Source organism: Boseongicola sp., assembly GCF_057460485.1.
The window spans coordinates 68,383-81,287 of the sequence record NZ_JBVCWP010000001.1; the positions used below are offsets into that span (position 1 = coordinate 68,383).

At 58.8% G+C, this 12,905-nt stretch carries 12 protein-coding genes; 6 read left to right on the forward strand and 6 right to left on the reverse strand.

Annotated features, from left to right (window positions below; all coding sequences use genetic code 11):
* Positions 1–4: 4 nt before the first annotated feature.
* Entirely contained in the window at positions 5–2,011 is a 2,007-nt protein-coding gene (locus AC221Y_RS00420) for a lytic transglycosylase domain-containing protein (protein ID WP_299755195.1), read from the reverse strand.
* A gap of 137 nt (positions 2,012–2,148) precedes the next feature.
* Between AC221Y_RS00420 and dapA the strand changes: the two genes are divergently transcribed.
* Positions 2,149–3,024, forward strand: a complete 876-nt coding sequence (gene dapA, locus AC221Y_RS00425) for a 4-hydroxy-tetrahydrodipicolinate synthase (RefSeq protein WP_299755193.1) — start codon at positions 2,149–2,151, stop codon at positions 3,022–3,024.
* A gap of 17 nt (positions 3,025–3,041) precedes the next feature.
* Positions 3,042–3,899 carry a DMT family transporter gene (locus tag AC221Y_RS00430; protein WP_299755278.1) on the forward strand — a complete coding sequence of 286 codons (858 nt, stop codon included), beginning with the start codon at positions 3,042–3,044 and terminating at the stop codon, positions 3,897–3,899.
* On the opposite strand, the gene AC221Y_RS00435 is transcribed toward AC221Y_RS00430, so the two are convergent.
* Positions 3,896–4,324 carry an ion channel gene (locus AC221Y_RS00435; protein WP_299755191.1) on the reverse strand — a complete coding sequence of 143 codons (429 nt, stop codon included), beginning with the start codon at positions 4,322–4,324 and terminating at the stop codon, positions 3,896–3,898. The two genes, AC221Y_RS00430 and AC221Y_RS00435, sit on opposite strands and share 4 nt — an antisense overlap.
* A 79-nt stretch (positions 4,325–4,403) precedes the next feature.
* Between AC221Y_RS00435 and smpB the strand changes: the two genes are divergently transcribed.
* A complete protein-coding gene (gene smpB, locus AC221Y_RS00440) occupies positions 4,404–4,877 on the forward strand; it encodes an SsrA-binding protein SmpB (protein ID WP_299755188.1) in 474 nt (157 codons plus the stop codon).
* Between the two features lie 17 nt (positions 4,878–4,894).
* Here smpB and AC221Y_RS00445 read toward each other — a convergent pair whose 3' ends face one another.
* Positions 4,895–6,922, reverse strand: coding sequence for a DEAD/DEAH box helicase (locus AC221Y_RS00445; protein WP_299755185.1), 2,028 nt, complete (start codon positions 6,920–6,922; stop codon positions 4,895–4,897).
* Between the two features lie 279 nt (positions 6,923–7,201).
* Here AC221Y_RS00445 and AC221Y_RS00450 point away from each other — a divergent pair, with 279 nt between their 5' ends.
* Positions 7,202–8,380, forward strand: coding sequence for a winged helix-turn-helix domain-containing protein (locus AC221Y_RS00450; RefSeq protein WP_299755182.1), 1,179 nt, complete (start codon positions 7,202–7,204; stop codon positions 8,378–8,380).
* Positions 8,381–8,400: 20 nt separating this feature from the next.
* On the opposite strand, the gene dddP is transcribed toward AC221Y_RS00450, so the two are convergent.
* Complete coding sequence (gene dddP / locus AC221Y_RS00455) at positions 8,401–9,744, reverse strand: dimethylsulfonioproprionate lyase DddP (RefSeq protein ID WP_299755180.1); 1,344 nt, start codon at positions 9,742–9,744, stop codon at positions 8,401–8,403.
* Between the two features lie 126 nt (positions 9,745–9,870).
* Between dddP and AC221Y_RS00460 the strand changes: the two genes are divergently transcribed.
* Complete coding sequence (locus tag AC221Y_RS00460; protein WP_486706622.1) at positions 9,871–10,680, forward strand: heme-dependent oxidative N-demethylase family protein; 810 nt, start codon at positions 9,871–9,873, stop codon at positions 10,678–10,680.
* On the opposite strand, the gene AC221Y_RS00465 is transcribed toward AC221Y_RS00460, so the two are convergent.
* On the reverse strand, positions 10,673–11,110 hold the full coding sequence (locus AC221Y_RS00465; protein WP_299755176.1) for a hypothetical protein: 438 nt from the start codon (positions 11,108–11,110) through the stop codon (positions 10,673–10,675). The genes AC221Y_RS00460 and AC221Y_RS00465 overlap by 8 nt on opposite strands.
* Positions 11,111–11,467: 357 nt before the next feature.
* On the opposite strand from AC221Y_RS00465, the gene AC221Y_RS00470 reads away from it, so the two are divergent.
* Positions 11,468–11,803 carry a YegP family protein gene (locus AC221Y_RS00470; protein WP_299755174.1) on the forward strand — a complete coding sequence of 112 codons (336 nt, stop codon included), beginning with the start codon at positions 11,468–11,470 and terminating at the stop codon, positions 11,801–11,803.
* A gap of 64 nt (positions 11,804–11,867) precedes the next feature.
* Here the strand turns inward: AC221Y_RS00470 and bhcD are convergent, their stop codons facing one another.
* Positions 11,868–12,857 (reverse strand): iminosuccinate reductase BhcD, encoded by a 990-nt coding sequence (gene bhcD, locus AC221Y_RS00475; RefSeq protein WP_299754459.1) that lies wholly within the window; start codon positions 12,855–12,857, stop codon positions 11,868–11,870.
* Positions 12,858–12,905: the final 48 nt, after the last annotated feature.

Genomic DNA, 12,905 nt, shown 5'->3' on the forward strand with positions numbered 1-12,905 from the left:
CCGATCAGTCCGTGAGCAATGCCGGGCGGGCCTTGGGGCGTACAAGCAGACCTTTCGCGGCAGCCCGGGAGTGACCCGGCATAAGCATAAGTTCCTGTGACAAGTTCATGCGCTGCGGCTGTCCTGTGAGGCGGGCGCGGTAGACGGGCAGGCTTTCGGCAACGCGCATCACGTAGTTGCGGGTCTCATTAAAGGGGATGTGTTCGATCCAGTCGATGACGTCGACCTCGCCGCGGCGGGGATCGCCACGCTCACGCATCCAGCCCAGAGGGCGGCTGGGGCCTGCATTGTAGGCCGCCGAGACCATCAACATGTTGCCATCAAAAACGGTCATCAATTCGTCGAGATAGGCGGTTCCGATCCGGGCGTTGTAGACCGGGTCCGCAAGAAGGCGGTCAGCGTCGTAGGGGATTTCGAGGAAGCCCGCGACTTCGCGGGCAGTTGCGGGCATCACTTGCATAAGGCCACGCGCGCCGACGCCGCTTGTGACAATGGGATCAAATTCGCTTTCGCGGCGGGCGATGGCGAGGGCCAGTTCTGTCGGAACCGGCATCGGGTCTACGCCGAGGTCGGTGACCGGGTAGTACACGAAGGGCACCGTGATGCCAAAGGAGGCTGCGCGCTTTCCGATCATCGTGGCGTAGTGCGGTTCCTTCTTGGCGTTGACGAAAGCCCCGAGCCGAATGATGTCGCCTTCCGAAAGGGACTCGGTCAGGTGGGTGAGGAAGCGTTTGGCGAGGGTTTTTTGGCCCGCAGCATCAAGGATAAGCGCGGCTGCAAACACCGAGCTTTCGGCGAAACCTGCGTTTGTGAGGTCAGGAAGCGGCACCGGTGCATAAAGGGCCGGATCCATCGGGCGGCCCACTTTTTCTGCGGCAAGGAGGCCATAGAAACTTGTTTGGTATTCGGCTCCAAAGGCATAGGCGAGGTTTGCGTTTTCGGCATCTCCCAAGGCTTCGTGCGCGCGGCCTTCCCAGTAGCCTGCGCGGCCGAGCGAGATCGGCGTGTCGACTGATCCCCGGAAACGCAGGAAGTGACCAAGGGCTGTCTTCGGGTCTTTTTGGTACGTAAGCGCGAGGTAGCCCGAGAGCCATTCGAGGTCGGCAAAGCTTGAGCCTGCCTGGAGGCCGTGGACGGAGGCGAGTTTGTAGGCCTGGGTCGTGCGCCCGGCCCGCATTTCGCTACGCACAAAGCTGCGCCGCCATCCGGCCCAGCGATCGGGTTGTCCAAGTTGGTCTGGGCTTTGGGCGAGCATGATCTCGATTGCGCCGTCGTTGCGCCCTTTGCGGGCGCGCCATTGCATACGTTCAAAGAGCAGGCCCGGATGATCGGTGAGGGCTTTGGGGACGGCGGCCACAAGGCCGTCGACGCCGTTTTTATCCGCACGCAATGCAAGGCGAGCATTAGCGAGTTCGGCCCAGCCATTGGGCACCAGCGGGATCATTTTACGAGCGTCTTGGTCGGCCCCCCGCCAGAGGAGCATGTCGATCCGGGCGGCGTGGTGTGGAGCAAGCGCGCGGCCATACCACGTGAGCAATTTCGTTTGGTCTGCCTCGGAGAGACGGTGGGTGAGCCAGGCGTGGAGCGCTTCGGTTTCAGCGTCGGCGTTCATTTCTTTTGCACGGAAGGCCGCGATCAGCGCGACGGCGCCGGTGCCAGTTTGCGGGTGCGCACCGCGGAAGAAACGGATCACGTCATCGGCGCGGGCCGAGAGCGGCAAAGTGCTTTCGGAGCGTTGACGTAGGTAGGAAAGGCCTGGCCAGTCTGGGCGGCGGTCCAGGAACCGCAGGACGCTGTCGAAATCGCCTTGCCGCGCGCGCAGGCGGTGCCATTCGATAATGTCGCGGGCGACAGGATTGATGCCTTCGGCGGTGCGCAGGGAACCATACCAGTCTCCAGCCTTCATCGCGTCAAACGCGCGCGACAAAGCTTCGGCCTCGCGCGTGGTTTGCGCCGGCGCTCCGATTCCTATCCAAATCAAGAAAATCGATGTGAAAAGGGTTTTGATCATGGATGCAGGTCCGCTCAATCTTTGCCCCTCAGCAGGTTCTGTCTAAACCAAGTCACGGTGCCTTGGCAATTCATCCCTTCAAGGATAATGTCCGCGCGCGGTAAAACCACAGTGAACATACATTTAAGGAGCGTGTCATGCTAAGAGGGTCGATGCCGGCGCTTGTTACTCCATTTCACAATGGCGAAGTGGATTTTGACACGCTGAAGCGCCTTGTTGAGTGGCACATTGGACAGGGTTCGAAAGGCCTTGTTCCTATGGGCACGACAGGGGAAAGCCCGACGTTGAGCCATTCCGAGCATGACGCGGTGGTCGAAGCTGTGGTGAAAGCGGCTGCTGGGCGGATTCCAGTGGTTGCCGGAGCCGGATCGAACAACACCGCTGAAAGTGTGCGTTTGGCGCAACATGCCGCGAAGGTTGGAGCGGATGCGATTCTGGTGGTGACGCCGTATTACAACCGTCCGACGCAGGCCGGGCTTTATGCGCATTTCAAAGCGGTGCACGATGCTGCGGATATTCCGATCATCATTTACAACATTCCACCACGCTCGGTGATCGATATGAGCCCGGAAACGATGGGGGAATTGGCGAAGCTGCCGCGGATCATCGGCGTGAAGGATGCGACGGCGGATGTGACGCGGGTTTCCAAGCAGCGCCGAACGTGCGGCACGGACTTTTTGCAGTTTTCGGCGGAAGATGCTTCGGCGCTTGGGTTTAACGCGCATGGCGGCCACGGGTGTATTTCGGTGACGGCGAATGTTGCACCGAAGTTGTGTGCCGCGTTCCAGGACGCCACTTTGGCAGGCGATTTCAAGACCGGTCTGGCCATTCAGGATCGATTGATGCCGCTGCATGACGCGATTTTTACCGAGCCAGGGCTTTGCGGTGTAAAATATGGGCTGTCGCTATTGGGTAAGTGTTCGGAAGACGTGCGCCTGCCGTTGTTGGCTGTCACGGATAGCACGAAAGCAAAGATCAAAGAGGCTATGGTGTTTGCCGGACTAATCAACTGAACGCGGGCCCTTCCCGCATCACAGATGCGAACCTGACCGGCAGCCTTTGGATGGTTGCCGCGATGGCCGGGTTTGCGGTTGAGGATATGTTTCTGAAATCAGCGGCTGCGACGGTTCCAATTGGTCAGGTAATGATCTGGTTCGGGCTGGGCGGGTCTTTGATCTTTTCCGCCTTGGCGATCTCACAGGGGCAATCGCTATTTCCGCACGCGGTGGTCGAGCGCACGATGTTGGTGCGCAATGCCTTCGAAATCATGGGGCGGCTGTTTTTCACACTGGCGCTTGTGTTGACGCCCTTATCGTCGGCGACAGCAATTTTGCAGGCGACGCCAATTGTCGTGGTCGCGGGTGCTGCGCTATTTTTTGGCGAGGCAGTGGGTTGGCGGCGCTGGACGGCGATTTTGGTCGGGCTTTCTGGGGTTTTGGTGATCTTGCGCCCTGGGGCGGAAAGCTTCGCGCCTTTGTCGCTTCTTGCGGTGTTGGGGATGCTGGGCTTTGCGGGGCGGGACCTTGCAACACGGGCCGCGCCGAAGACGTTGAGCGGGTCAGTTCTGGGGGTCTGGGGCTTCTGGATGATCTTGATTGCCGGCGTCGGGTTTTCGATCTGGGAAGGTGCTGCACTGGTTTGGCCGACGGGCGTCTGGCTGTCTTTGATCGGGGCCTGCATGTTTGGTGTGGTCGGCTATTCGTCCCTGACCCGCGCGATGCGCACTGGCGATGTGTCAACTGTGACGCCGTTTCGCTATTCGCGGATTTTTTTCGGAGTCTGCTTTGGTGTTTTGGTTTTCGGTGAAGTGCTTGAACCGCAGATGCTGCTAGGAAGCGCGATTATTGTGGCGTCGGGGCTTTATATTCTGGCGCGTGGGCAGCGTTAGTATTTGCGTTGACGCGCGCGGGTATCCCGAAGAATTTCCACGAGAATAGCCGTCAGAAGCCCGAACACGAGAAGGCCGTTGGCCGCGGCCAAGCCGCCGAGCAGGCGCCATTCCTGCGGAAGTAAGATATCGCCGAAGCCAAGCGTGGTGAAGGCCACCAGCGCGAAGTAGACAGATGCTTCGAGGGTGATGAATATATCCAGCCAATAAAGCGATATCGCCCATAGCCAAACCGACACGGTCATCATCAACAATGTCCAAAACAGCGCAAGCGACAGGATAGCGACCAGTTTTGGCCCGTGCGGTGGTCGGACCGACCATCCATGCAGCCGGATTAGGATCGCCTCAAGCGCCCACCACGAGGTCGTCGCGATCATGATTGAGCAGAGAATAAGCAGGCTGCCGATGAAGAGTTGTGCAAACATGTCCGCTATGTTCCGCGCCTGAGCGGCAAGGTCAAGTGGACTGGACTTGGATCGTCCGAGCGCCTATCTGCATTCGATAATGGCAAAAGAAAAAGACAATCCCAACTACAAGGTTGTCGCCGAGAACCGGCGCGCAAGGTACGACTATGCCATCGAGGATGATGTTGAGTGTGGCATCATGCTGATGGGATCAGAGGTCAAATCTCTGCGCACGGGTCAGTCGAATATTGCCGAAAGCTACGCCACAGTCGATGATGGCGAATTGTGGTTGGTGAACAGCTATATCGCGCCATATAAGCAGGCAATGTTCGGCCATGAGGATCGGCGTCGGCGCAAATTGCTCGTGTCGAAAAAGCAGCTTTCAGACATGTGGAACGCGACGCAGCGCAAGGGCATGACGCTTGTGCCGTTGGTGATGTATTTCAACCATCGCGGTAAGGCGAAGGTGAAGATCGGTATCGCCAAGGGTAAGGCCGCGCCGGACAAACGTGAAACGCAGGCCAAGCGCGACTGGAACCGCCAGAAAGCGCGGTTGATGAAAGAAAACGGCTGATCGAACGCCTTCGTGGCTTAGCTATTGCCGCTGTTCTTATTCGGTTTTGGTTTTGACGACCGATGCGGACGGGCCGCGGCGCCTGTGCCGCCACCACCCCCCTTAGCCATTTGGCGCGCGCGGTTTTTCTTGCTGGAAGGTTTTCCCGCAGGGGTCTTCGGGCCGCCCGATTGGGTTGGCTTCCCGTCCCCGCCTTTTGGCCCGGTCGATTTCGGTTTGTGCGGTTTCCACGGTTCAGCTTTTCCAGCCTCTGGAGGCTTCTTAAAGTCGCGCTTTGGCTTTGCGCCGCCTGTTGGCTTTGCGCCAGCCTTGGGCTTTTTGACGCGAGGTGCCGGATCATCGTTCCAGTCGACGGGCTTCGTGGTACCATGGCTTGCGGGTTTTGCAGGTTTAACGGAGGCAGGAGCAGCCGTATCCGAGGAACGCGGTTTTCTATCTTTCGACGGCGGGCCGTCCCGGCGTGGGCCACGATCAAGTTTCGGCGGACTTGCAAGACGGGCGAGTTTCGCGCCGCCTTCTACGGTCATTTTCGGGCCGATGGCGTCGACGAATTTCTTTGCGGCGCTTTCGCGGATTTCAATCAGCGAAGAGTCTGGCTGAATGCGGATGGCTCCGATGTCTTCGCGCGACAGGTTACCCAGCTTGCACAGCATCGGCAGGATGCGACGCGGCTCAGCTGAGGCTGCGCGGCCACCTTCAAGCGAGAACCAGACACTTGGCCCAAACGCGGCGCGAGGCTTGGCCGGCTCTGAGACGTCCGAGAGTTCTTCTGGAGCTGTATGGCGTTCACGGTAGAGGCGAACGTAAGCCGCCGCAATCTGTTCAGCTGAGAAGGCTGCGACGAGTTTGTCGACGGTCTCAAGGTTTGAAGGCTCGACCTCAGACATCCAGTCAGGATCGGCCAGCATCCGGTCGTCATCACGCGCAGAGACTTCCTCCGCAGAGGGGGCGTCGGCCCAGTCCGCGCGCAGTTTTGCCCAGCTAAGAAGGCGCTCGGCCTTTCTGGCTGCGGCAGGCGGGACGATCATCACGCTGACGCCTTTGCGCCCAGCGCGGCCAGTTCGGCCCGAGCGGTGCAAAAGGGTGTCCTGGTTTGTTGGCAGCTCGGCGTGGATCACCAGTTCAAGGTTCGGCAGATCGATACCGCGCGCCGCCACATCGGTCGCAACACAAACGCGTGCACGTCCGTCACGCATGGATTGAAGCGCATGGGTGCGTTCGTTTTGGGATAACTCCCCTGACAGGGCAACGACCGAGAAGCCGCGGTTTGACAGGCGGGTGGTCAGGCGGTTGACCATGGCGCGCGTGTTGCAAAACACAATGGCGTTCGGGGCCTCATAGTAGCGCAGCACGTTGATGATGGCGTTCTCGCCGTCACGCGCGGACACGCGCAGCGCGCGATAGTCGATGTCTGCGTGTTGCGAGGCGCCGGATGTCGCTGCGATTCGCACGGCGTCATTTTGATAGCTTTTGGCAAGCTTCGCGATCGAGGCCGGCACTGTGGCCGAGAACAGCAGCGTCTGGCGTTCGCTCGGGGCCTGTTCGAGGATAAACTCAAGGTCCTCGCGGAAGCCGAGGTCGAGCATTTCGTCGGCTTCGTCCAAGACGACCGCTTTCAGCCCGCCAAGTTCGATGGAACCGCGCATGATGTGATCGCGCAGGCGACCGGGTGTCGCCACAACGATGTGGGCGCCGCGTGCCAGGGCGCGACGTTCATCGCGCATGTCCATGCCGCCAACGGTAGAGGCAAGAACCGCGCCTGCCTTTTGGTAAAGCCACGCCAATTCCCGTTTGACCTGCAGCGCAAGTTCCCGGGTCGGCGCGATGACAAGAGCCAGAGGCGCCCCTGCAGAAGTAAACGTTTCTGCGTCGCCAAGCAGGTTTGGCGCAATCGCAAGGCCGAACCCAAGCGTCTTGCCCGAGCCAGTTTGAGCAGAGACCAGCAGGTCTTTGCCAGTCACTTCGGCATCGGTCACTGCTTCCTGAACGGCGGTGAGTGTGGTGTATCCACGTGCTTCTAAAGCATCTGCAAGAGCCTGTTTCACGGCTATTCTACTTCCGGTATCTGAATGAGTCATGGGCGGCGCACGTTTCGAGCGCGCCGTTGTTGGGCCGCCTCTACCCGGTCAACGTCGTGATGTATAGGGCACGAGATGTCTCAGGCAGGTGAACTTACGCAAGAACGTCACCATCTTTGGGCTGAGAGTTACGGGGCGTAGGATGGCCCCTACGTCAGGTTTTTGATTCGGCTGGGCTGATCGGGACTGGACTTGTGCCGTGCCGTCGCATTCACTGCGGCTCCTTCGGCACGCGAGGTGGAGCGGATGGAACCTTTACGGATTGATAACAAAGCGGCGCGCCAGCTTTGGCTTACATCGCAGGGACTTGCTTTAGCGCCGACTGGTACGCTTGACGTATTGGGGACGATAAAGAAGCTTGGGTTCGTGCAATTGGACTCGATCCAGGTCGTGTCCCGCGCGCATCACCACATCCTTTGGAGCCGCAATCAGAACTACCGCGAGCCGATGCTTGATCAATTACTTGCCGAGGACCGATCGATTTTCGAGCATTTTACGCATGATGCCTCGGTTATTCCGATGGACTACTTGCCGATGTGGGAGCGGCAGTTTCGTCGGAAGAAAGCACAGATGGATCGTGGGGGATGGTGGAAGAGCCTGCCGGATTTGGCGGCGCGGGACGCGATCAAAGAACGCATCCGCCGCGAGGGGGCTTTGTCGACCCAGGCCTTTGACACGAAGATCACCGGGCCGAAGGAAATGTGGTCGCGCCCGCCGCACAAACTGGCGCTGGATTATATGTGGTATTGCGGCGAGCTTGCGACGTGCCACAGGGTGCATTTCAACAAGTATTATGACCTTGCCGAGCGTGTGTTCCCACAGGCCCTGTCTGAGGGTGGATTGACGGATCACGATCAGGTCGACTGGCTGTGTCATGCCGCATTGGACCGTATCGGGTTCGGTGCGCCCGGTGATGTTCAGCGATACTGGGACGCGGTAAGCGCCAAGGAAGTGCGCGGTTGGCTGGAACACTCTGGGTCCAAGCTTCAGGCGGTGGAAATCGAAACGGCGCAGGGCGCGTGGGTTAAAGGGTATGCACCAGGAAATATCGAGGAACGGCTGGCTGCGGTGACGCCACCGACAAACCGGCTTCGGATTCTCAATCCATTTGATCCGGTTATCCGCGACCGCAACCGCCTGAGCCGATTGTTCGGGTTCGACTACCGGGTGGAAATGTTTGTTCCTGCGGCCAAACGCATCTGGGGGTATTACGTGTTTCCAATCATTGAGGGGAGCCGGTTTGTGGGCCGGATCGAGATCAAGGCCGATCGTAAGAAATCTGTTTTGTCAGTGATCGGCTTTTGGCCGGAGGACGGCGTTCGCTGGCCCGCCAGCCGCCATGAAAGGCTGACGTCAGAGTTGGACCGGATGCGGCGGTTTATTGGGGTCGATACGGTCACGTGGGCCGCCGGAATTGGCGGGTGATGCCTTGGCACTGAGAGGGCTTAGCTCTCCCCCATCAAGGCTGGATCAAATGGGTATGTCGTCAGGTTTTCAAAGCCGTCTTCGGTCACCAAGACCTGATCTTCCAGTTTGATCGAGAAATCCCCGCCGACTTCGCCGGCCAGCACTTCCACGCATAGGACCATGCCGGCTTCAAGCTCGTAGTCGAACGCGCCCGGCACCATTTTGTCAGGATACGCGACCAGTGGCCATTCATCGCAAAGGCCGACGCCGTGCATCAGACAGCCGTATTTCTGGGCTTGAAATTTGTCATCAAGTACGTGGGTGTTGCGACACATGTCTTCGATACGTGCGCCGGGTCGGATCATTTCCATGTTGGTCATGATGTGTTCGACCGAGTGCTTCATCGCGTCGATCATGTCGGGGCGCGGCTTTTGGTCGCCGATCCACCATGTGCGCGAGATGTCGACACAGATGCCGTAGCTGCCGACAAGGTCGGTATCAAAGGCGATAATCTCGTTGTTCTGGGTCGTGCGGGGGCCGCATTCCTGAAACCACGGGTTGGTGCGCTGACCCGAGGCCAGAAGCCGGGTTTCGATCCATTCCCCGCCACGCTTGATGTTTTCGGCGTGCAGAACCGCCCAGATGTCGTCTTCGCTTGTGTTGCCAAGCGACACGTTTGCGCGCGCGAAGTCCTCCATCGCGTACATCGAGGCTTCGCAGGCATGAGAGGCGCAGCGCATGGCTTTGATTTCGTCCGGGCCTTTGATGCTGCGGGCTTTCTCAGTGACTTCCTCGCCTTCCATAACGTCGATCCCGGCCGCGACCAGCGCGCGGTAGCCGGGGACCATGATTTTGTCGACCGCAAGCCGATTGTTGGAGCCACCGTGCTCGCGCAAGAGCTCTTTGACCTCGCCGACGAAGGTTTCCGCCGTTTCTTCGATCTTGTCGCCTTTTGCGAAATAATACATCGATGCCCCCCCACGGGCCTCGCGCACAAGGGGATTGAAGGACGACAGGAAGGGCGCGTTTTTGTAATCCCAGATTACCATGTAGCCGTCGGCGCAGACAAGAACGGCGCGAAACGGGTTGTGGGTGTTCCACAGTTGCATGTTGGTGCTGTCGGTAGCGTAGCGGATGTTGAGGGGGTCGAACATTAATAGGCCGCCATAGTCGCGATCCACGATATGGTCGGTCAGGCGTTGCCAGCGATAGCGACGCATTTCAGCAAGGTCTGGCAGGTCGAGACCCGCGGCGTGCCATTCGCCGAACGCAAGGCGTGTCGGGCCGATTTCAATCCGATTGGCGTCGTTCGGAGTGCCATCGCCAAGGGTCGCGGCACGGGTCGGGTCAATTTTGCGGGAGTCGCTGAAATGCTGGTTCATCGCCGGTCCTTTGTTCCTTTTAGGATTGTCCGAGATTTCGGTGTCGTCACATGCGAAACCGACACGAGCAGGGGTCGTCTGCGACACGCACTGGCGAAGGTCTGGTTGTCCGGCTAAGTCAGGCGGATGGATTCTTATGTTTTGCAGAACAGTTTGCCGCATGCGCCTTGGTCGCAGCCACAGACGTGGAAAATGCCGGGAATTCAGGTTTTGAATCCCGCGACATGGTTGCTGGTGGACGAGGCATTTTCCGGCCAAATGGCGTTGCGCGACCACCTCATCGCCGACCGACCAAAGGCGGTGCACGCGGTATTGCCGGAAGGGCGTGCCGCCGCTGAGGAGTGTCTGGATCTGGGTCTGGCGTTCCTGGCGGATCAGCCTGATTATCGCGTCGATGGCGACGTGGTTGTCCGCCCGGATGGGGTTGAGGTCCGTTTAGATCGCGAGGCGCCCTTGATCACTCTGGGGCGTCTCATTCAGGAGGACGTCTGCCTGATGCAGCCGGGGCCAGATGGGCATATCCTGACGGGCGCACTTTTGTGTTTTCCGTCGGCATGGACGCTGGCGGAAAAGATCGGGCGGCCTTTGGTGCGTATTCACCGCCCGGTCGCCGAGTACGACGACGACACGGCTCGGCGGGTGCAGCGGCTGTTTGACCGGATACAGGTCGGGTATCCGATGTGGCGGGCCAATGCGTTTTTATACGAGACGCCGGAGTTGTTTACGCCGCGCCGCGAGGTCGATCCTTCTCGGACGACCGGAGCTAACCCGCGGTTTCTGAGATCAGAGCGTCAGACGCTGCGGCGATTGGCGAAAAGCGGTGCCGTGGCGTTTTTGATCCACACCTACATGGTAAAAGTCGACAGTTTGACTGAGGATCAGCGCACCGGATTGGATGCGGTGCGCCGGAAGACGTTTGGTTACTCGGTCAGATGAACCGGAAAAGATCGTTCGCGCCGGGCATCGTCGACAGGGCCATTGCCATGCCAGTCAGAGCGATGACATGGGCCGTCGTCCGGAGGTTCTCTCCGAACAGAATGTTGAAGAACAACAGCGCAAGGCCGACGGGAAGCGCCATCACCATGACGATCAGGTTGAGCACGTAGACCGTGAGCCGGGCGACTACGTTCTTGTGTTCGGGTCGTTTCTGCGGATCAAAAACGTCTTCCATAGAAGAGCTATGGGACAGTGTGATTGTGTCTGAAGAGAAGATATGCCGGGTGTTGCGGCGCAGTTTGTCCTCGGGCGGCTCAAGGTCCGGAAGCGCGTCTGCGGGCGTCCAGTAATCCGTAAGCGGATCCGTCGATTTGGCCCGCGATGCTACACGAGATATTTTGAGACCTGCAATTCGATGAATTTTGCTCATTTTCTGCGCCTTCTGCGCCCCCTTGTTTGCCAAAGACTTATGCTTTGGGAGTGACATCAAGGTGGGAGGCGATTGTGAAGAGATTGCGGCAGCCGTAAGGCGGATCAATCCAATTTAAACAAACACGCGAAGACCCGCCGAGCCATTTGCGGGCTTTCGCGACAATTCGGGTTGGGGGGATAGCATTGTTCTCGGCAAGAACACGGCGACACCAAACCCGCAGCCGAGTCCCAAATGCAAGGGCTGGTCAAAAAAAACGTCTTGCGGCATCTTGGCGAAACGAAACTATGCGGTAGAGTGGGCGGTACGCACTCTCGAAGTGCCTCCTATTAACCAAGAGCAAGAGGTCCAGTCAGGATGGCAGGAAAATTTGAAGTCTATAAGGACAAGGGTGGTGAGTTCCGCTTTCGTCTGAAGGCTGGCAATGGCCAGACGATTTTGGCAAGCGAAGGCTACAAGCGTAAGCCAAGCTGCATGAACGGTATCGAGTCCGTTCGCAAGAATTCGGCCAGCGACGCACGGTTTGAGCGCAAGGAGTCGAAGTCGGGTAAGCCGATGTTCAACCTGAAAGCGTCGAACGGTCAGGTGATCGGCACGTCCGAGATGTACGAAAGCAATTCGGCTTGCGAGAACGGCATTGCGTCCGTGGCAAAGAATGCGCCGGATGCGAAAGTTGACGACCAGACGGCTTAAGGCCTCGGTCCTTTAGATTGAGAAAGCCCTGCCAATTCGGCAGGGCTTTTTTGTTTTACGGTGTTTAGAGAGCGACGCGTGTCGCCTGCCCGCTCTCGGATGCAAGACGAGCCGCGACCGACGCGACCGCAAGGTCCTGAAGGCCAACGCCGGTCCCGTCGAACAATGTGACTTCTGCGTCGCTTGTGCGGCCCGCATGGTCTTTGTTGATCACTTTGCCGATCGGGATAATCTGACTTTCGGTGATCGCACCCGAGGCAATGGCGTGTTGCGCTTCGCCAATGGAGATGGATTGCGCGACCTCATCGGTAAAGACGGTGGCCGAGGCGACAAGGGCTGCGTCGACTTCCATCTTGCCTTTGGTGTCGGTGCCCATGCAGGCGATGTGGGTGCCAGGCTTGATCCAGTCCTTCATCAGTAGTGGCTCAAACGCCGAAGTGATTGTGATGATCACGTCAGACTTTGCGCCAAGCTCTTGCTGGGTCACCGCTTCGAAGTCGAGGCCAAGTTCTTTTGCGGTTTCGCCCAACCGGGCAAGCATGTCCTCGTGCGGGTTCCATGCGACGACTTTCTCAAAGTCGCGCTGTTCGGCCGCTGCACGCAATTGGAAATGCGACTGGTGGCCTGCGCCGACCATGCCGAGGACTTTGCAGTCTTTGCGTGCAAGATGGGAAATGGAGACGGACGAGGAGGCGGCTGTACGGACTGCCGTGAGGTAGTTGCCACCCACGAGGGCGGCGAGTTTGCCGGTGTCGGGGTCAAAGAGGAAGACAGTTGACTGGTGGTTGGTGAGGCCTTTCGCCATGTTGCCCGGCCAGAAACCACCAGATTTAAGCCCGAGCACCTTTCCTGCGCGATCAAAGCCGGACTTGAAGCCGTAAAGCGCGTCCGCATAGCCGATAGCTTCGCGTATGACCGGAAAGTTGTACGCATCGCCACGGGCCATTGCACTGAAGACGGCCTCGACTGCTTCAAAAGCGTCCGAGCGCCCGACAAGTTTCTCGCAAAGGTCTTCGCCTACGATAAGCAGGCCTTCGTTCTGAGTGTCAGTCATGTTCCTAGGGTCCATCTGTGCGGTGTGGCTTCAAAGGGCGCCCTGTAA